This window comes from Burkholderia thailandensis E264, from assembly GCF_000012365.1.
In the GTDB taxonomy this organism is placed as follows: domain Bacteria; phylum Pseudomonadota; class Gammaproteobacteria; order Burkholderiales; family Burkholderiaceae; genus Burkholderia; species Burkholderia thailandensis.
On the sequence record NC_007651.1, the window covers coordinates 2676045 to 2697115 of the forward strand.

A 21071-nucleotide genomic window follows, 5' to 3' on the forward strand; every position below is an offset into this window, starting at 1 on the left:
CGACGAAGCGACAGCGAGGCTACCAGCTCATCCGAATACTCGCGCAAGCGCCGAACAAGAAATGGCGGCAGATACGCGACCTCGATACGTTGCGCGATCAACCATTGAAAGAAACCGTCCGCACTGATGCGCAGGCGATCCGGCACAACATGGACCGTGCCTCCCATCGCGAGCGACATGAATATCTCGAAAACGCAAACATCAAAGCCGAAGCTGGTCCAGCAACACGTGCGCGCCTGGCCGACTCCCGAAAAATGCTGCCGATTGGACTGGATCAAATTGACCAGATTGCCGTGCTCTACCATGACCCCCTTGGGCTGCCCGGTGGAGCCCGAGGTGTAGATCACATACGCCAGATGGCGCGACGTCAGCCCCAGTGCCGCCGGGTCGGGATTGTCATTCGGCTGCGACTCGAAAGACGGATTCTGGGCGTCGAGCAGGATCGTCGGCAGTTTGAACGCCAGCTCATCGGCCAGCGCTGCCGTGGTCAGCACCGCCGCCGGCGCCGCGTCGTCGAGCATGTAGGCAAGCCGCGCGGCCGGATACGCCGGGTCGAGCGGCACATAGGCGCCGCCCGCCTTGAGGACGGCGAGCAAGCCCACCACCGCATCCAAGCCGCGTCCCGTACATATCGCCACGCGGTCGTCCGGCCGCACCCCTCGTGCGATCAGATGATGTGCCAACCGGTTGGCACGGCGGTTCAGCTCCGCATAGCTGAGCGCCCGCTCCTCGAACACCGCCGCGGTGGCGTCGGGCGTGCGCTGCGCTTGCGCCTCGAACAACTGGTGGATCGGCGCATCGTGCGAGAAGTCGGCCCGGGTCGCGTTGAAGTCCGCCAGGAGCTGCGCGCGCTCCGTGTCCGACAGCATCGGCAGCGCATGCGCGTTCGCCTCCGGCGCCGCGAGCGCCGCGCGCAACAACGCGACGTAGTGCTCGCCGAGCCGGCACACCGTCTGCGCGTCGAACAGATCGGCGTTGTATTGCCAGACCGCGAACGTCCCGCGCTCATCCCCCTCGATCGACAGATAGAGGTCGAAACGCGCGAACGGACTGTCGAGATCGAACGGCGTCGCGGTGCCGCTCGCGGTGCGCACCGCCGGAAGGCGGACGTTCTGGAATGCGAACGCCGTCTGCGCGAACTGATCGTGCTGCGGGCCGCCGCGCGCGCGCAACCGCTCGACGATCGCGTCGAGCGGCACGCCCTGATGCGCGAACGCGCGCGCCGTCGTGTCGCGCATCCGCTCGACTAGCGAGCCGAAGCTGTCGTCGTCGCGCACGCTCGTCGCAAGCGCGATGAGATTGACGAAGTAGCCCGCGATGTCCTCGGCCGCCTGGAACGGCCGGTTGGCCGCGGGCGTGAGCGTCACGACGCGCGGATCGCCGGTGTACCGATGCTGCAGCAGCGCGAACACGCTGAACAATGTCGTGAACAGCGTCGTGTTGCGCGTGCGCGAAAACGCCGCGGCCGCCTCGATGCAGTCGGCCGGAATCTCGAAGCGCTCCGTGCCGCCGCGCCAACTGGGAACGGGAGGACGCGAACGGTCGCCGCGAATCGCCGGCACCTCGTCGAGGTCCGCCAGCGCGGCGACCCACGCGTCCAGTTGCGCGACGTAGTCGGGCGTCTCCATCCAGCGGCGCTGCCAGGCCGCGAAGTCGCGGTAGCTCAGCCGGCCCCCCGGCGCATCGCTTTCGTCCGGCGATGCGAGATACGCGCTGAAGTCGCGGATCAGCACGCTCATCGACCACCGGTCGAAAATCGCGTGATGAATCGTCAGCACGAGCACGAGCGGCCGCTCGTGCGTCGAGAACAGATCGATGCGCCACAACGGCCGCCCGGCCGCGAACGGCAGACGGGCGATCTCCGCGGCGCGCGCACGCAACGCACCGTCGCCGTCGACCGACGTGCACTCGATCTGCACCGCCGGCTCGGGCAGCACGGTCTGTCGCATCGGCTCGCCGCCAACGAACACGGTGCGCAGGATGTCGTGCTTGCGCGCAAGCGCGACGAACGCACGGCCGATTGCCTGCGCGTCGACGGCGTCCGCCAGTTCGATCGCCATCTGCTCGTTGTACATCGCCGGATCGCCGAGCCGCGTCGCGGCAACGAGGCGGGCCTGTCCCGGCGACAGCGCGCCCGCGTCGCCGCCCTCGCCCGGCAACGGCGGCGGCAGCGCAGCCGCGCGCGATGCGTCGCCGTCGAGCATCGCCAGCAGCCCGTCCTTCGCATCTCGCAGCCGCGAGACAAGCGCGGCGTCGAGCGCGCCCGGCGGTCCCTCCACATGGAGCCCGTCGCCGCGGCGGCGCAGCGTGATCCCCGCATCGGCCAAATCGGCCATGAGCCGAACGATATTCATAGCGTGATTTCCTCCGTCTCGGCTCCGGTCGTCGAGCTGTGTTCAGTGACGAGTCGCCGCTCGATTTGCGCCGCCACGGTTTCAATCACGGCATCGAGCGACGAACCGTCGATCAGGTTCGAAATCGACACCGATACGCCCATCGAGCGCTCGATCGCATTGCGCAGCTCCGAGCCGGTCAGCGAATCGACGCCGAGCTCGATCAGCGACGCCTGATGTGAGAGCGCCGAGGCGCTGGACAGCACCGCCCGCAATTCGGCTTCGAGATGGCCGGCGATCAGCGCGCGGCGCGCGGCGGCCGGGCGGCCGCGCAGTTGCTCGATGTCGAAGGCGCGTGCGCGCGGGGCCTGGGCGCGGCCGGTGATGCCCTCGATCGCGCGCGGTAGATCCGGCTGCGCCGCGATTCGATCGATGTCGATCGCCGCGACGATCATGTGCGGCTCGCCCGCGAATGCCTGCTCCAGCGACGCGAACGCCTCGGCCTCGGCGAGCGGATGGAGACCGCTCGAGCGGACCCGCTCGGCCGTCTTCGCATCGGCCGCGCCCATGCCGGACGCCCACAGTCCCCAGCCGATCGACAGCGCGGGACGCGCGCGCACGCGGCGGCGTTGCGCGAGCGCGTCGAGATACGCATTCGCGGCGGCGTACGCGGCCTGGCCGTGGCGGCCGACCGCGACGGAGATGGACGAATAGAGCAGGAAGAAGTCGAGCGGCTGTGCATCGGTCAGGCGGTCGAGCAGCGCCGCGCCGCCCACCTTCGCGCGCAGCACGTTCGCGAACGCGGCGGCATCCAGCGTGGCGAGCGGCGCATCCTGAACGATGCCGGCACAGTGCACGACGCCGCGGATCGGCCGCGCGGCCGCCGCGAGCGCACCGCGCAGCGATGCTTCGTCCGCGACATCCGAGGCGACGACCCGCACGTCGACGCCGTCGCCGCGCAGGCGCTCGCAGGTTGCCCGCACGCCGTCGCCGACTTCGCCGCGCCGGCTGATCAGCAGCAGATGGCGTGCGCCGCGACCCGCGAGCCAGCGGGCGGTCGCGAGACCGAGCGCGCCGGTGCCGCCGGTCACGACATAGGCGGCGTCGCCGTCGAGCGCCGGGACCTCGCCCGCCGCGCCCGCTCCGGCGTGGCGCAGCCGCGGCACGAGCACGGTCGCGCCGCGCACCGCCATCTGTTCTTCTTCCGCATCGCCGCTGAGCAGCGCGGCAAGCGTCGCGAACGACGCCGCCGATCCGTCGACATCGATCGTGCCGCGCCACGCGCGGCCCTGCTCGCGCCGCGCCACGCGAACGGCGGCGTTCATGGCGGCGACGACGGGATCGACATCCTCCGCGGGCCCGGTGGCAACCGCGCCGCGCGTGACGAGCGTCACCGGCCCCGCCGCGGGCGCCGCCGCCAGTCGGCGCGCAAGCGCGCCGACGAGCGCGCCGCGGCACGCGACGGCCTCGACAGGCTCGCCGTCCTGCACCGCGCCGTCGAACGCGAGCACGACGCCAAGCCCGGCGGGGCCCGCTTGCAGGATCGCATCGGCGTCGGCAGCCACGATCGAGCAGCATTCACCCGCGGCTTCGAGCGCGCGCTCGACTTCCGCGCGGAGCGCCGGGTCGCCCGCAACGATGCGCGCCCCCGTGCGGCGCGCGAGCGCCGGCGTCGAGGCCGGTTGCCATGCGATCCGGAAGAGCTGCGACGGCGCACCGACGGCGCGCTCGTCGACCCAGTAGCGCTGCCGCTCGAACGCATAGGTCGGCAACCGCGCCAGACGGCGGTCAGCGCCGCCTAGCGCCGCCCAGTCGACTGGCAATCCCGCCACGTAACGCTGCGCGAGCGACGGCAGCAGGTCGAGTCCGTTCGCGCCGCCGGCAAGGTTCGACGACGGCTCGCGGTCGAGCGGCATCGCGCCGCATACGCCCGCGCTGACGGCCGCGTCCTCGCCGCGCGCGAAGCGATGCAGTTCGCGCGCCATGTCGTCCGCGCTCGCCGCGACGACCGCGAGCCGGTGCGGGAAATGCGAGCGCGCGACGCGCGATGCGTGGCAGGCGGCCGCGAACGCGCGCGCATCGAGGCCTGTCAGGTGATCGGCGTATCGCGCCACGTTCGCCCGCAGCGACGCATCCGATTTGGCGGACACGGTGAGCAGTTGCAGGCCGGGCCGGTCGTCCGGCGGGGCTGCCTGCTCGACGCGCGGCGGCGCGACGACGAGCGCGTGCGCGTTGGTGCCGCTGAAGCCGAACGAACTGACGCCCGCGATGCACGGCCCGCCGTCCAGATCGATCCGCTCGTTGCGAAGCGCGAGCCGCAGCGGCAAGTTGTCCCAGTCGATGCCTCGGTTCGGTTGCGTGACGTGCAGCGTGGCGGGCACGACGCCGTGGCGGACCGCGAGGATCGCCTTGATCAGTCCGGCGATGCCGGCCGCGCCTTCGAGATGCCCGAAGTTGCTCTTGATCGAGCCGAGCAGCACGCGCGCGTCCTTCGCGCGGCCCGCGAATACCGACGCGAGCGCCGCCGCTTCGATCGGATCGCCGAGCGCGGTGCCGGTGCCGTGCGCCTCGACGTAGCGGACCTGCGACGCGTCGAGACGCGCGGCCCGCAATGCGCCGCGCACCAGTTCGCGCTGCGCGTGCTCGTTCGGCACGGTCAGGCCTGCGCTGCGGCCGTCGTGGTTGACGGCCGAGCCCGCGATCAGCGCGTCGATCGTGCGGCCCGCAGCCTGCGCGTCGCCAAGCCGCTGCAGCACCACCACGCCGCATCCCTCGCCGCGCACGAAGCCGTCCGCGCCATCGTCGAACGACCGGCAGCGCCCGCTCGGCGACAGCATGTGCGCCCGGCATTCCGCGGCGGTCGACAGCGGCGACAGCACGACGTTCACGCCGCCGACGATCGCGATGTCGCATTCGCGCGCGCGCAATGCGTTGCACGCGAGATGCACCGCCACGAGCGACGACGAACACGCGGTATCGATCGTGAGCGACGGCCCGTGCAGGCCGAGCACGTGCGATACGCGACCGGCGAGCACGCTGGGCGCGTTGCCCGCGGCGGTGTAGAGATCGACGTCGGCCGCGCGGCGGAACCGGTGCGCATAATCCTGATGCATCACGCCGACGAACATCCCCGTCGCCGTGCCTTTCAGCGCGGACGCCGGCATGCCGGCGCGCTCGAGCGCTTCCCACGCCACCTCCAGCAGCATGCGTTGCTGCGGGTCGAGCATCACCGCTTCGCGCGCGGAAATTCCGAAGAAGCCGGCGTCGAACGAGGCGATGTCGTCGAGGAAACTGCCGGCCCGGCAGTAGATGCGGCCGGCGGCATCCGGATCGGCGTCGAAATATCGCTCGGCGTCCCATCGATCGGGCGGCACCTCGCGAACGCCGTCCGTTCCGTCCAGCAGCAGTCGCCACAGGTCGTCCGGCGAATTCGCGCCGGCGAACCGGCAGCCCATCCCGATCACCGCGATTGGCTCATGCCGTTGCTGCTCGAACTTGCCGAGTTTGTGTTGCAGGCGCTCGATTTCGAGCAGCGCGTCCTGCATCAGCGCAGTGGGGTCGATCGTATTCATCGCGAGTCCGCCCCCCGAAGCTCGTCCAACTTTGCGGACAGCAGTTCGACGATCTCCTCTTGCGACAGCCGCTCCGCCGGCGCCTGCGGTTGCGCGTCGCCGGGCGCGGGCGCCGCCGTATCCGTGTCTGCTGCTGCGGCGGCGGGAGCGTCGAGCGCCGCGCCGAAGATCGTCCGAGCCAAGTAGTCGGCAAGCGCGGCGATCGTCGGGTTCGAAAAGATGACCGTGGTCGAGATCGTGCGGCCGAAGCGCTTTTCGAGCCGCACGCGCAGGTCGGTGATCAGCAGGGAATCCAGGTCGTAGTCGAACAGCGAGCGTTCCGGATCGAGCGCGGCGAGACTCGTGCCGGTCACGGCCGCCGCATCCTCGGCGAGCAGTTGGAACAATCGATGCCGGCGCTCGGCCGCAGGAAGCGCCAGCAATTCGCTGACCGACGAAGTGAGCCCGGCGCCGGGCCGCGCGGTGGCGATGCCGTCGAAGCGGCTTGCGGGAACGTGCGGCGGCCATTGATCGATGAGCCGCTGCCAGTCGATCGGCAACAGCACGACATGCGGCGGCAAATCGGCGGCCAGCGCGATCTCGAACGTCGCGCGTCCGCATTCGGTTTCGATCTGACCGATGCCCAGTTGCGCCAGCCGGCGCTTGGCGCTCGCCGCCGTGCGGGCCAGCATGCCGACGTCCTGCCATGGCCCCCATGCGAGGGACAGCGCGGGCAGGCCCTGCGAGCGGCGATGCGCGGCCAGCGCGTCCAGGTACGCATTCGCCATCGCGTAGCTCGCCTGCCCCGGCGCGCCGAACGCGGCGGCCGCGGACGAGAAGAGCACGAAGTGTTCGAGCGCATGGCCGCGCGTGCGCTCGTGCAGCAGCCACGCGCCCTGAGCCTTTCCGGCAAAGGTCGCGGCGAGCGACGCCGGCGTGACGTCGCTCACCAGCCGGTCTTCGACGACGCCCGCGAGATGGCAGATTCCGCGCAGCGGCGGCATCGTCGCGCCGATTTCGTGCAGCAGCGCATCGACGTCCGCTTCCCGCGACAGGTCGGCCTGCCTCACCTGCACATCGACGCCGTCCCGCCGCAATGCGGCGAGCGTCTCCTCGGCCGCGTCGCCGGGTGGCCGGCGGCCGACGAGCATCAGCGAGCGCACGCCGAGTGCCGCGAGCCAGCCCGCGACTTGCAGCCCGAGATCGCCCAGGCCGCCCGTGATCAGCCAGGTTCCCTCGCCCGCCGGCGCATATTCGGCGCGCCGGGGCAGCGCGCGCTCGTCGAGGCGCGGCGCCGTGACCTCCGTGCCGCGGACCGAGACCTCGGTTTCCCGATCGAAGCAGTCGAGGCCGCGGCGAATCGCGTGGGCGTCGCCCGCATGCAGCGCGAGCGTGCGCAGGTGCGGGGTTTCCATCGCGGCCGCTCGCGCGAGCGCCTGCAACGGTGCCGACGCCGGTGCCTGCGGCGCCAGGACGACGGCGATCCGGCAGGGCTCGTCGCGCCGGGCGGCCGCCGCGAACAGCGCAAGGGCGCCCTCGTAGAGCGCCGGGGCCGGCGCGGCCGAGCGCGCGTCGATGCCGCGGCAATCGATGATCAGGCCGGCCCGCTCGAACGGGATCTCGTCCGGCGTCGCGACGACGAGCGTCTCTTTGGCCTCGTCGCGCAAGATCGACGCGAGCCCCGATGCGACCTCGCCCGCATCGCGCACGACGACGATCGGCTCCGGCAACGCGAATGGCGCACCGTCCGTCACGCATCGCCATTGAACCGCGTAGCCGTCGCGCAGCGGCTCGATTCGCAGCAGCTCGTTGCGGCTGACCTCGCGCGATTCGAGGCCCGTCAGCTCGACGAGCGCGCCGTTACCGTCGAACACGCTCGCGTAACCGCGGTCGGCGGCCGCATAGCAGCGCATCTGCGCGCCGGCGCGCCCGCGGATCGTCAACCGTGCGATGCGAGTCGGCACGAACGCGTCGTTTCCATCGGGCCGCGCGGCGGCCGCGACCAGTTGCAGCGCCGAGTCGAGAATGCCGGGGTGCAGCGGCCAGCCCGCGTCGCCGGGATCGGCACGCATCGCGCAGGCAGCCTCGCTGCCGCTCACGACGATCTCCGAGAGCCGGCGGAACGTCGGCCCCATGACGACGCTGCGAGCGCGCAGCCAGGTATCCAGCAAGTCGGTGGAGATCGCTTCGCCGCGCACCTGCGCCGATGGCGCGACGTCTTGATCCGCGCCCGCTTCGGCACGTGCCGTCGCATGGGTTTCGAAGGGCTCGGGCGTGAGCACGGCCGCCTCGAAACCGTCGCCGTCGCGCACCAGTTGCAGTTGCACCCGCCGCGCCGCGCCCGCCGGAATCACCAGTGCCGCCGGAAAGCGCAGGTCGCTCAACACGCAAGCATCCGCCCCGGTGAGCTCCCGCACGCCGTCGGCGATCATCACGGCGAGGGCCGCGCCCGACACGACGATCTTTCCGTAGATGACGTGATCCTGGAGAAACGGCAGCGTCGCCACGCTCCAGTCGGCGTCGAAGAGCGTCGCATTCAGCGCGGGCGCGTCGGTTCGCCGCCCGAGGAACGGCGACACGCCGCCTTCGGCCAAGCGTGGCGCGCGCTCGATCCAGAAGCGCTGGCGCTGGAACGGATAGGTCGGCAGCACGACCCGGTTGCCGTCGCGATAGTGCTGCGTCAGGTCGAGCGCCACGCCGGCCGTCCACATGCGGGCGATCGCCTCCGGCGACGCGGGATCGAGCGACACCACGCCCGCGGCCCCCGCGCCCAATGCCACGTCGCCGAACTCCAGCACCAGCGCGGCGCCCGCGGCCTCCAGCGCCGCCGCGGCATCGTGCGCGGCGTCGTTCGCGCGCGCCAGTTCGTCGCGCACCGCCTCCGGGCTGTCGATGGGCAAGCCCGACGATGCGCTGATCCACAGCAGCGCCGGCGCGGCGACGTTGTCCGCGCGACGGTTCCGTGCGTCGTCGAGACTCAGCGCGCCGGCGGCGAAGGCCGCCGCGAACACGCCGTCGCCCGTCGCGCACACGCTCGCCGGCACGACGCCGCACGCCCGCACGCGGGCGAGGACCGCGTCGAGATCGCGTGCGCCGCCAAACGCGAAGCTCACTTCCGGCACGCGGGCCGGCACTTCGGCGCTGATCACGTCGGCATCGGAATCGCCCGCGGCGAATGCCCGCAGCGAACCGATCAACCGCTCGCGGGATTCGGCGCGAAACGCCGCGCGCTGCTCCCAATGGCGGCGGCCTATGGCCGCCGTCAAGCACACGTCCTCGAGCCGCAGGTCCGGGGCGCCTTCGAGAAACGTCGCATAATTCGCGCACAGCTCGCGCAGCGCCGTGCCGCGCGCCGACAGCAACAGCAGCGGCACCGTTTGCGGCGTCCTGGGGGCGCGCGGCGGCGCGGCCTCCACGATCACGTGCGCATTGGTGCCGCCGATGCCGAACGAGCTGACGCCCGCACGCCGGAGCGGCGCGTCCCACGGCACCGTGTTCGTCGGCAGGTAGAACGCGGATTCGCCGCGCAGCGTCCCGATCGCCTGTTCGGCGCCCACCGCCCCCGGAAGCTGCGCGTGCGCCACCGCCAGCGAGGCCTTGATCAGGCCGCACGCTCCCGCGGCCGCGTTCAGATGCCCGACGTTCGCCTTGAGCGATCCAAGCGCGCACCGCGCATCGCCGGGCCGTCGATCGCCCAGCGCCTCGGTCAGCGCCGCCAGTTCGACCTCGTCGCCGATCGCCGTGCCCGTGCCGTGCGTCTCGACATAGCCGATCGACGCGCCGTCGACTTCGCTCAACGCCAGCGCGTGACGGATCACCTCGCGCTGCCCCCGGCCGCCCGGCGCGGTGAAGCCGACCTTCGCCGCCCCGTCGTTGTTGATCGCGCCGCCGCGAATCACCGCCAGAATCGGGTCGCCGTCGTCGAGTGCATCCTCCAGGCGCCGCAGGACCACGACCCCCGCGCCGTTGCCGAAGACGGTGCCGCCGCTCTCCGTCGTGAATGGCCGGCACGCGCCGTCGGCGGACAGGATGCTGCCCTCCTCGTACACATGCCCTTGCCGCTGCGGCAGCGCGATGCTGACGCCGCCCGCCACCGCGAAGTCGCACTGGAAACTCAGCAGCCCATGCAGCGCATGGACCACCGCGACGAGCGACGTCGAACAGGCGGTCTGCAGCGTGACCGCGGGCCCGCCGAAGTCCAGCCGGTACGCGACCTGCGTCGCGAGATAGTCCTTGTCGACGCCCACCCATTGCTGCAGGTAACGGTTCGGCGACGCGCGATCGAGCCGGTCGCGCACATGGTCGACCAGATAATCGACGGTGGCCGACCCGGCCCAGATCCCGACGCGAGGGCCGCGCACCGCGCCGTGGCCGGCGCGCTCGAGCGCCTCGTGCACGCATTCGAGGAAGATCCGCTGCTGCGGGTCCATCGCCGCCGCCTGCGACGGCGCAATGCCGAAGTACGCCGCGTCGAACAGATCAACGCCGTCGAGCGGCCCGCCCGCCCCGACGAAGCCGGGCTGCGCCAGCACATCCTCCGGCACGCCCTCGCGGCGGGCCGCATCGGCGGTGAAGCGCTCGATCGCGACGCGGCCATCGGCGATCAGCGACCAGAATTGTTCCAGCGTGGCCGCGCCCGGCAGCCGACAGCTTGCGCCGACGATCGCCACTGCATCCACCGGTGTTTGGTAAACAGTCACATAGCCTCCTTGCGTGCGCGTGCGCGCTGTCTGTAGGCGCGCACGCCGGCGACGTCCTTCGCGTTGAGCGTGTCTGCGCCGCTCGCGGCGGAACGCGAGGCGAGCGCGCGAATCGTGGCGAGCGAGAAGAAATCGACGAGCGGCGCCACCGCCACGCCCCGCGACGCCAGCAGCGCGCGCAAGCGCACGATGTGCATCGAGGTTGCGCCGGCGTCGAAGAACCCTTGTTGCGGATCGATGTCGACGCCGACCACCTCGGCGAACGCATCGAGCATCGTCGCTTCGAGCGACGCGTCGCGCCGCGCCGCGGCCGCGACCCGTGCCGCCGGGGCCGAGACCGGGGCCGGCAGCGCGGCAAGCCGCGCGCGATCCACCTTGCCGTTCGCCGTCAGCGGCAGCGCGTCGAGCACGGCGACGTGGTGCGGCTGCATGTAGGCGGGCAAATGCAACACCAGCTCGGCGCGCACCGCCGCCACGATGTCGCCGCGCCGCTCCGGCAACGCGACCACGTGCAACTGAATCACCGCCGCGCCGTTGCGTCGGACCGCCGACGCCACCGCGCGCGAGATGCCGCCCGCACGCATCGCGGCGGCCTCGATCTCGCCCAGCTCGATCCGATAGCCCTGCACCTTGACCTGGCCGTCCATCCGCCCGAGCAACTCGAGCTCCCCACTGGGCAGCCAGCGCGCGAGATCGCCCGTCCGGTAGAGCCGCCGGCCATCCGCATCAACGAAGAAACGGCGGGCGGTTTCCGCCTCGTTGCCGAGGTACGCGAGCGCGAGGCCGCATCCACCGAGCAGCAGTTCGCCGGCGACGCCGTGGGGACGCTCACGCCCGTCGGGCGCGCGCACGAAGCACTGCTGGTTCGACAGCGGCTTGCCGTACGGAATCGAAGCGAGCGCCGCGTCGGCAGGCGCGATCGGGTGGACGACCGACCAGATCGACGCTTCCGTCGCACCGCCGAGGCTGATCGGCTGGACGTTCGGGAACGCGTCGCGCAGCCGCTCGGGCAGCGTCGGCGCGATCCAGTCGCCGCTCAGCAGCGCGAGCCGCAGATGCGCCGAGCGCGGCGCGGCCACGTCGAGCAACAGTTCGAGCACGGCCGGCACGGAATTCCAGATCGTCACCGCGGCATCGCTCAACGCCTGCGAGATCGCATCGGGATCGCGCGCGCGCTCGGGGAACACCACGGCGCCTCCTGCCGCGAGCAGTCCGAATATGTCGTAGACCGATAAGTCGAAAGCGAGCGACGACACGCAGAGCGCCCGATCGGCCGGGCCGACGGCGAATCGCGCGTTGATGTCGTCGATCGTGTTCGCCGCGGCTTCGTGCGTGATGACCACGCCCTTCGGGCGGCCCGTCGAGCCGGACGTGAAGATCACGTAGGCGGCGTCGCTCGGGCCCGCATCCGCCACCGGCGCGGGCGTGGCGCGCGCGAGCGGACGATCGAGGCGCAGCGACGGCACCGGCAGATCGAAGTCGCCCGTCGTCGCGACTGCGTGGCGGACGCCCGCCTCACGCAGCAGCGCGTCGATGCGCGCCGACGGCCAGGACGGCTCGACCGGCAGATAGACCGCGCCGGCCAATTCGATGCCGAGCAGCGCCGCAACCGCGCGCGGCCCCGGCTCGACGACGGCCGCCACGACATCGCCGCGCGCGACGCCGAGCCGCTGCAGCGCGCTGCCGATGTCTTCGGCGTCGCGCAACAGCTGTCCATAGGTTAGAGCCGCACCGCCCTGCCTCACGGCGACGGCATCGGGGTGCGCATTCGCGTGCCTGACGAACGGCGTCTCCAGACGACGCGGCGCGCGTTCGACGTCCGTCGCATTGGTCGCCGCGCGCCGTGCGGCCTCGTCCGGCGCAAGCTTCGCGACGACGGGAAGCTCGACGGCCAACGGTTCGGCCGCGATCGTCGCGAGCGAATCGACGAACGCGGCGAACATCGCGTCCACCATCCGTTCGGGGAACAGTTGCGCGACGTACTCCCACATCACGACGAGACGCTCGCCGCGCCGACCGAGGATGGCGTGCAGCGAGACCTGCGGCGTCGGATTGGCGATGTCGACCACCCGCCCGAGCGCATCGAGCGCCGCCAGATCGTCCGCCGGGTCGCCAGACAGCAGGCTCGTCAGGACCACCGGCATCAGCACCGGCGCGCCGTTGCGGCGACCGAGCTCGCGCAGGATCGCCACGCCGGAGCACCATGGCTCGTCCAGGTCGGCCCAGACTTGCCGCTGCACCGCCCGGGCAAGCTCGGCGAACGAAGCGTGACGCTCGCGCAGGGACAGCAAGGTATTGCTGGTGTAGTCGCCGATCGCTTCCCCGGCTTGCGCCGCACGCGTATTGCAGGTCACGTTGAGCGTGAACTCGGGCGCCGCCGACCACAGCCGCACGACGTCGGCGAACGCGGCGGTGCACAACGAAGCGAGCGTGACGCCCAGCGCCTGCGCGCGCGCCGTCAGCGCCGCGGACAGCGGCTCCGGCAATTCCCGGCGAAGAATGACGAAACGTGGATCGACGACGTCGGCGAGCGCCATCGCCGCCGGCAACTCCGGCGCGGGCGCAATCGAGTCGATGCGGCGCAGCCATGCTTCGCGGCGTTCATCGGGCAACGGCGGCGGCGCGAGCGGCACGATGCCGGGAGACGGCTCGCGAGACGCGCCGTGGACCAGTTCGCGCACCAGCAGCAAAAAGCTGCGCAGGTCGCCGGCGAGCAGCCCCAGGCGCACATGCAGGATCGCCATCGTGTCCGTGATGCGGCTAAAGCACGCGGCGACGGGGCGTCCGCTGCCGTCGGCCAGCGCCGCGCGCACGGCGCGCAGGCGCTCGGCCAATGTCGACTCGTCCAGATTGCGCAGGTCCTGCTGCGGCAGGACCGGATCGTAGGCGTGCGCCTCGAAGACCGCGCGCCCGTCGCCACGCACCGCCATCCGCAGCGCCGGGTGGCGTTCGACAAGCTGCGCCAGCCGCCGGCCCAGATCGGGCACGCGGGCATGGTCGACTTCGAAGTCGACTCGAATATGCGGTTGGACACGACCGAGCGGCACGCCGCTTTGCTGGCCGATCCAATACGCCTGCTGCATCTCGGACAACTCGAACGGCTGGTCGGCCTCGTAGTGCGGCGGCGCCGCGGGGGCCGCCGTCGGCGCGCCGCGCCCGTCGATGCGCCTGTCGATGATCTCGCGCTTCAGACTATCGGCCGACGCGGCGAACAGCGTCGCGAACGTCAGGTCCACGCCATGGCGCGCGCGCACCGACGCGGCCAGCCGAGCGGCCGACAGCGAATCGAGTCCGAGGTCGATGAGCCGACCGGCCGGCTGCGCCGCAGCCCCCGGCACAAATCGCGCGATCTCGGCCAGGATGGCGTCGCCGGTCATGCCGCCGCCGTCATCGGCAACGATCTGCAAGTCACCGCGCAAAAGCGCGTCGCGCGTCGCCGCCCGGCGGGTCTTGCCGCTCGACGTACGAAGGATGTTCCCCCGCCGCAGCAACACGATGCGCGCTGGCGCGACGCCGTGTTCGTTCATCAACGCCGAGCGAATCACCGGAATGATCGCGCGGGCCGCCGTCTCGTCGCAGCCGCTGCGCACCTCGGCGCCGACCAGTATCCCTTCGCCGTCCGCGCCTTCGATCGCTGCGGCGAATACCCGCCCCATCCGGATGGCGGGGTGGCATCCGGATATGGAGTCCTCAATATCATGGCAATAAAAATTCCGGCCGCCGACGATGATCAGATCCTTCAGCCTGCTTGCGACGAACAGCGAGCCGTCGTGCACGAAGCCGAGATCGCCGGTCCGCAGCCACGGACCTTCGCCATCGTCGAGTCGCGCGCGAAAAACGCGCTGCGTTTCTTGAGGACGACGCCAGTAGCCCCCGGCGACGGTTCGCCCGGCCACCCAGATTTCGCCGATGACATCCGGCGCACACGGCCGGCACGTTTGCGGATCGACGATCCTCACGCGCGTGTCGATCAGGCTGGTGCCGCACGATGCGAGTTCGACACCGTCCCGATGCGGGACGACGCGGCCGAGCGCTAGCGCATCACGCTCGAAACGCGCGCTGCGCATCCCCTCGCCACTGCGTCCCGACGCCACCTTCAGAGTCGCTTCGGCCAGCCCGTAACCGGGGATCACCACTGATGGCCGCAAGCCGAACGGCGCGAACGCCGCCTCGAAGCGGCGTACCGTCTCGCACCGAATCGGCTCGGCTCCATTGAGCGCGAAGCGCAACGAGGAAAGATCGGTTTCGGGCGCGAGATCGGCGGCGCGATCCGCGCATAACGCGTACGCAAAATTGGGGGCTGCCGTGTGCGTGCCGCGCACGGTCGCGATCGCCCGCAGCCATGACATCGGCTGTGCGATGAACTTTTCCGGCGGCATCAGATACGCGGTGAAGCCGCAGTACAACGGCGTGAGAATGCCGTAGACGAGACCCATGTCGTGGAAATACGGCAACCAGCTGACCATGACGCTGTCGGTGTCATGCAGCGCGGCGCTGTCGAGGTCCCTGATCGTCGCGCGCAGCCCCGAGTGGGTCACCGCGACGCCTTGCGGCGTTCGCGTCGAGCCGGATGTGTATTGCAACAGGGCGGGATGATCGTCGGTGACCACGCTCAGGAACGGCGCGCGACGTTCGCCGTCGTCCGTGCGCATCCACTGAATACCCGGCAGCGCCTCACGCTCCTCGGCAGTCAACGCGATTGCCGCGCCGCAATCCTGCGCGATCGCGAGCATCGTGTCGCGGCCATGCCGAGGCGCCACGGGAACAGGAATCGTGCCGGCCAGGCAACAGCCGAAGAAGGCGGGAACGAAATCGAGAGGATTCCGAAAAGCCAGCATCACGCGATCGCCGACCGACGCGACGCGCGCCAGGCGAAACGCAATCGCGGATGCGCGTTCGCACAGACACGCATTGGTCAAACAAACGTCTTCCGATGAGCCGACGGAAGCGAACGCAGGAAAATCGGGGGCCGCTTCGGCACGTGACATCAATTGCCCGGCGATCGACTCGGCGTCGGAATACGTGGAAGAGCGGCCGTTCCGAGCCTTGTCGTCGACGGGCGGCGGGGGCGATGCGCCGATACGAGAGGTGCTCATGACGTCGCTTTCCTATTTCGGCTTTCGTTCCGGCTGGCGGTGCAGGCGCGCCGAAGGGGGCCGCATGCCGCCGCGCGCGGAGAACGAAGCGCGCGCCGTCCTTTTCGCTCGGCGCGCCGCGCGTGGGAGTCACCGGGCTTCATGCGCCGGCGCACTGTCACGCATCCGTCCGTGGGTAGTTCTCGACTGACACTGCAAACTTGCCGGCTCACATCGGAAATCATCGAGTATCTCCTTGTCACACCTGCTTCAATATCCGGCTGCGCAACCCCATTCACGATCACGTCGACTGCGAGCCGCTGTCGCTTGAAATCGGACATGTCACGAGCCGAGCATCGACGGCTTGCCGGACGCCGCCTCGTGAACGGCCGGGCCGTCGGCGAAGGTTTCCTGCCATGAATGACCGCGGCACGTGTGCCTCGCCGCGTGCGCCGCGTGAAAAGACGTGCGCCTGCACGCGTACGAACAAAATGCGAGCGGCTCCGACTTAACCTTGCTTTTCAGATGCGCATCGCTTCGGGGCTCGACCACTCGTGCAACTCTTTATCAACGATCGGATATGCGATCACATTGTCTATAACCGCGTTTCCTCGTCACCATCTCCATTGCGGAAATTTGCTGAAAATTGCTTTCGATCCATATCGATTCATTTAAAACATGCGCAGAACCAACATCTAATTGATCGTCAATCGACAATGATTAACAACCAATCTCAAATTATTTTCTATGTTAAGGTTGATTGCGTCGCATTTGGCGCATACCGCCTTTCGTTTAGCGATGCATTCCCGGCCACTCGTGACGCCCACGATTCAGCGACGCGGCATCGTCCAGCGTATCGAGCCCCGTAGCTGGCTCGCCCCTCCGTATCCCGCCGGCCCACGAGACCCAACCGCGGCAAGGCGGACGCAAGCACGCTCGATTGGATCGAGGGATGAGCCGGGAAACCGGCAAGAGAGCAACATTGTCTGCCCTTGGCCCGATTGCACGAGGGCACATGCCAATATGGCGGAAAGTCCCTCGCAATCGAGGCGCGCACATCAGTGCACACGCATTGCTTCATGACATCCGCGCCGCATTCAGAATATGAGAATGCAATCTGGAAAAGTCATTTTTATCTCGTGAGACGGACATCTAATTTATGAAATTCTGATTCCGATTTGAACGTTTTTTGTTTATATAAGTCACATGGCGCTGATGGCCACAAGCCAGCAGGAAAATGCAAAACGGCTATCGAAAACCGATCACCGATACTCATCATCGATTCCCGTCTGTTGGCGAATGAAAAGTGATTCTTCGTCATCCCAACCAAGGAGCCCGAAAGATGCGCACAGCGACTTCTTAAATCGAACACCCGCTTCGCCTACGTCACAGCGAGTTCGCGCGAGTCCGCGCAAGTCCGCGGGAAGCGCCTTCGCTCACCGCCCTCGAATCAGGCCGCATAGCACTGGATCATGTGCAGCGACATCACACATTCCGCCCTCACTCTATCCGGTGCCTCCCGGCTCTGTTCGAGCGCTTCCTCGCGGAACACGTCGAGCATTACGCTAAGCGCCCCTTTCCGCCCGAGCTTTCACCCGTGACCCCGTTTGTTGCAAGCATAAGAAACTTGAGGCCACCCATGCATTCCGTCACTACCCGCGACAACATCCCCGTCTCAGCCGATGCGCCCACATGGCTTCACTATCAAGACCGCGATCATGCGAGAGTGACTCCGCTCATGCAGACCGACGTATGCGGCATGTACCGGTGCGAAGTATTGTCCGAGACATACCAGGTCGAGATCGAGAGCAATCGCCACCTGTTTTTCCTATACGACCGGCACGCCGTGTCCACGGGCAGCACGTGGATCGACGGGCGGCGCGTCGCAGGGCCGCGCCGGCTCGACGTCGGGCTCGACTACTTGCCGCCGCTGCACGCGCTCAGTTGCAAGGGCGGCGCCGGCGGCAAGGTCAGCTACTTCATATTTGCCGTGGATGCTCGCGAAATGGGCTTCGTGAACAGCGCGTCCTCGATGCTCAAGCCGGCGATGAACGTCACCGGCGATGTGCTGCTCAAGCTCATGCGGCACATCGTGGACACGGCGACCAATCGCCACAAATGGCCGTACTTCCACGATCACATGGCGGTCGCGCTGCTGTCCGAGATGCTCCGGCTTCAATCGACCGAGGACAACGCGAGCGGCAAGAGATTCTCCAGCGCGCAGCACCGCCGGCTGACCCATCACATCGACGAGCATTTGAATTCGTCGATCACTTTGAAGGACCTGGCTGGCGTGGTCGGGCTCAGCGTTTACCATTTTTCCCGTACGTTCAAGCATCATTTCGGCGTGCCGCCGTGCAAATACATCACGGAAAGAAGAATCGAGAAAGCAAAACGGCTGATGCGCCGGGGAAACATGCGGCTGCTGGACATCGCGATCGAAGTCGGCTTCCAAAGCAACACTCAGCTGTCGCGCTCGTTCCGCCGGGTCACCGGGCAATCTCCGCGCTGCTATCTGATGTCCGTTGACGAAGTCGCGCAAACTACGTATATCGAAACACAGTCGTCACAATTCAGCTGACAACGATGTTGCCCCGCGTCGCGGTCGCCCGTGCTGCGCGACTCATACGGTTCGATCACCGACGAGCCACAAGCGAAACGGAGTCGCCGCCGGCACGAGGCCGCGCGGCCGTCACGCAGGGCTCGGCAAATGGCCGCTTGCTGGGCCGGCGGAATCCGGAATGAGCCCGAGGCCGATCGCGATTGCGTGCCGCGAACGCCGCCGGAAGAAGTTGAACTGCCCGCGTATTCGGGACCAGCCGGCGGCGTCTTCAATTCGACCGCGATCCGTGCGAACTCCGGCCCCAAGTCCGCGCGAGCGCACGGAAGCTCCGCGACGCCGAGTCCGGCGATCGACGACGACGTGCGCACCGTCACGTCGCCGCGTCCGGCAGCATGCCGGAACTCGTTCGCCGCATCCTGCGCCTATCCCGCGGCGCGCCACCGCTCGGACGCCGCCGCGAACGCCTCGCCTAGAACCGATGCCGCAGCCCCAGTGCGACGACGACCTGATTGCCGCTCGCGGACGGCGTCAGCGTCCAGATCGTCGCGTTGAACGCCGGATTGCCGTTGCCGCCGCTCACGTGCTGGTAGACGCCTTCGAGGTACGCGTCCGTGCGTTTCGAGAACGCGTAATCGGCTTGTGCGACCACGTGATTCCATTTCGGACGGGTTTCGCCCGAGCGCGAATCGAAGCGGCCCATCGTGTACGTATACGCCGCCGACAGGCTCAATCTCGGCGTGACGACGTAGTGCCCGTCGACCGAGAAATTGTCGAAGACGAGTGCATTGCCGTCGAGCTTCACGATGCCGCCGCCCTGAAGCACGCCGCTCACGCGGTCGGTCGCCGAATGGGACCACGCGGCGCCGGCCGAGTGCGGCCCGAACGCGTAGCGGCCGGCGATGGCCCAGATCTGCTGACTGCCGCCCGTGATCGTCGCCGAGCCGTCCGCCGTGCTGACCGCGCCGTTCGCGTTCGCGGCGTTCGGATTCCGGTTGATTCCCAGATAGCCGGCGCCGAGCTTCAGCGGGCCGTTCGCATAGGACAGCCCCGCGCTCCACGCGGCGTTGTTGCCGAACTGGCCCGCCGTGTTCGAGAAGCCGTACATCGCGCCGAAAGTCCAGCCCCGGTACGTCGGGCTCTTGTACTTGACCGCGTGATTGATGCGGATGTTGCGGTTCGAGTCGTCGTTGTCGTACGGGTGAACGGCAAGATTGCCGCCCCAGCCGGGCCCCGACGCGCCGAGCGGCGTGACGAAATCCAGAATGAGGTCGTACTGGCGGCCGAACGTGAGCGCCCCGCCTTCCTTCGATTTCAAGCCGAGCCACGCCTGTCGGCCGAACATGGCGACACCCTTTTGCGACAGCGCGCCGTTCGACGCCGAGAAGCCGTTCTCGAGCGCGAAGATCGCGGACCGCCCGCCGCCGAGCTCCTCGCGGCCGCGCAATCCCCAGCGCGACGCATTCAGCGCGCCGCTCGTCACGGCCAAACCGCCGCTGCCCGGCGAGCCCGCTCCATGGGTGCGCTGGTTGCTCGCATAGGTGATCGACGTATCGATCAGGCCGTACAGCACGACGCTGCTTTGCGCATGGGCCGCGCCGGTACCGAGGCCGGCAACGCATGCCGTTGCGATGGCGCCGGCCACGGGCGTGAGCCGCCGGCGGCCGAAAAATCGCTTGGATGTGCGAGCGGAAATCCCGTTGAGTGAGGTCTTGTATCGTTGGTTATGCATATTAATTGTTATGTTGGCAGGCGCGATTGCCGGTGCGCGCCCGGGCGCCGATTGGCGGACGGAGCGCCATTATTGGAGACGACATGCGTGTCGATTAACCCGCCGAACAGGAAAGGTCCTCTGCAAAATCGCGGTCAATCTCCATCGATCGCGAATGCACGCGAACGCGCGCGGGGCATGCCCATTGCCCCGACGCTCGTCGCATGCCGCGCTTGCGGCCGAGCGAGCCGATGCCGGCGGTCGTCTGCTTGCCGCTTCCGGCGCATAATGGCGTCGCGGCCGACCGACGGCCGTCCGAGGAGCGCACATGCACCGTGTCACCCATTACCGCCGCATCGGCGACGGCATCGAAGCGATCAGCCTCGATACCGATCGCGCGTTTCCTCGTCACGCGCACGACGAGTTCGGCGTCGGGGTGATCGTCAGCGGCGCGCATCGCTCGTGGAGCGGGCGCGGAACGGTTGACGCGCGCGCGGGCGACGCGATCATGGTCAATCCGGGCGAAGTCCACGACGGCATGCCGCTCGGTGCGCGCGCCACGCGCAGCTGGCGCATGCTCTATCTCGCGCCCGCGCTCGTGGCGGGCTTCGCCGAGGAGGAAGGACTCGGCCGCATCGAGCTCGTCAGTCCGGTCGTGCGCGATGTGCGGCTCGCGGCTGCCGTCGGGCGGCTGTTCTCGCATGTCGTGGCGGGCGACAAAACGTCCGTGGCGCAAGACGAGGCGCTCGCGCAGCTCGTCGCCGCGCTGCTCGCCCGGCATGTGAACGGGCGCGCGCCGCGCGACGAAAGCGCGCCCGCGATCCGGGCCGCGCGCGAGCGGCTCGATGCGTCGCCCGCCGATGCCGTATCGCTTGCCGAACTCGCGAATCTGGCGGGCGTCAGCCGTTTTCAACTGCTGCGTGGCTTCGCGCGCGAGCTCGGCATCACGCCGCATGCCTATCTGATCCAGTCGCGCACGCGCTTAGCCCGCACGTTGCTCGCGCGCGGCCTGTCGATCGCCGATGCCGCCGCCGAAGCGGGCTTCGCCGATCAGAGCCATCTGACCCGTGCGTTCACCCGCCAGTTCGGCATCACGCCCGGGCGCTTCTCGCCGCGCTGAGCGCATGCTGCGCGGCGACGT

The 21071-nt window shown here is 69.0% G+C and carries 7 protein-coding genes (1 of these 7 only partly in view); 2 read left to right on the forward strand and 5 right to left on the reverse strand.

What is annotated here, in order from left to right; all coding sequences use genetic code 11:
• The 4 genes in view from BTH_RS24260 to BTH_RS24275 are tightly spaced (each overlapping or abutting the next) and all read right to left on the reverse strand, a layout consistent with a single transcriptional unit that may run on beyond the window.
• On the reverse strand, positions 1 to 2354 hold the start of the coding sequence (locus BTH_RS24260; RefSeq protein WP_011402345.1) for a non-ribosomal peptide synthetase. Its footprint begins 8599 nt before the window's first position; the window shows 2354 of its 10953 coding nt (coding positions 1-2354); the start codon lies at positions 2352 to 2354; its stop codon lies off the left edge, out of view.
• On the reverse strand, positions 2351 to 5905 hold the full coding sequence (locus tag BTH_RS24265; protein WP_009891082.1) for a type I polyketide synthase: 3555 nt from the start codon (positions 5903 to 5905) through the stop codon (positions 2351 to 2353). Before BTH_RS24265 ends, BTH_RS24260 begins: the two co-directional genes overlap by 4 nt.
• Complete coding sequence (locus tag BTH_RS24270; protein ID WP_011402346.1) at positions 5902 to 10584, reverse strand: SDR family NAD(P)-dependent oxidoreductase; 4683 nt, start codon at positions 10582 to 10584, stop codon at positions 5902 to 5904. Before BTH_RS24270 ends, BTH_RS24265 begins: the two co-directional genes overlap by 4 nt.
• Entirely contained in the window at positions 10581 to 15680 is a 5100-nt protein-coding gene (locus BTH_RS24275; protein ID WP_011402347.1) for a non-ribosomal peptide synthetase, read from the reverse strand. The genes BTH_RS24270 and BTH_RS24275 overlap by 4 nt, the downstream gene beginning before the upstream one ends.
• A 1618-nt stretch (positions 15681 to 17298) precedes the next feature.
• Here BTH_RS24275 and BTH_RS24285 point away from each other — a divergent pair.
• Positions 17299 to 18240 carry a helix-turn-helix transcriptional regulator gene (locus BTH_RS24285; RefSeq protein ID WP_223297058.1) on the forward strand — a complete coding sequence of 314 codons (942 nt, stop codon included), beginning with the start codon at positions 17299 to 17301 and terminating at the stop codon, positions 18238 to 18240.
• Positions 18241 to 18691: 451 nt separating this feature from the next.
• Here the strand turns inward: BTH_RS24285 and BTH_RS24290 are convergent, their stop codons facing one another.
• On the reverse strand, positions 18692 to 19864 hold the full coding sequence (locus BTH_RS24290) for a porin (RefSeq protein WP_009891092.1): 1173 nt from the start codon (positions 19862 to 19864) through the stop codon (positions 18692 to 18694).
• Between the two features lie 394 nt (positions 19865 to 20258).
• Between BTH_RS24290 and BTH_RS24295 the strand changes: the two genes are divergently transcribed.
• Positions 20259 to 21050, forward strand: a complete 792-nt coding sequence (locus tag BTH_RS24295) for an AraC family transcriptional regulator (RefSeq protein ID WP_009891094.1) — start codon at positions 20259 to 20261, stop codon at positions 21048 to 21050.
• Positions 21051 to 21071 lie beyond the last annotated feature (21 nt).

What these genes read in the sequence shown, in the direction of transcription:
- BTH_RS24265 (WP_009891082.1), bottom strand. Translation starts at nt 5,905, where the DNA reads ATGAATACGATCGACCCCACTGCGCTGATGCAGGACGCGCTGCTCGAA.
- BTH_RS24295 (WP_009891094.1), top strand. Translation starts at nt 20,259, where the DNA reads ATGCACCGTGTCACCCATTACCGCCGCATCGGCGACGGCATCGAAGCG.
- BTH_RS24285 (WP_223297058.1), top strand. Translation starts at nt 17,299, where the DNA reads ATGCATTCCGTCACTACCCGCGACAACATCCCCGTCTCAGCCGATGCG.
- BTH_RS24275 (WP_011402347.1), bottom strand. Translation starts at nt 15,680, where the DNA reads ATGAGCACCTCTCGTATCGGCGCATCGCCCCCGCCGCCCGTCGACGAC.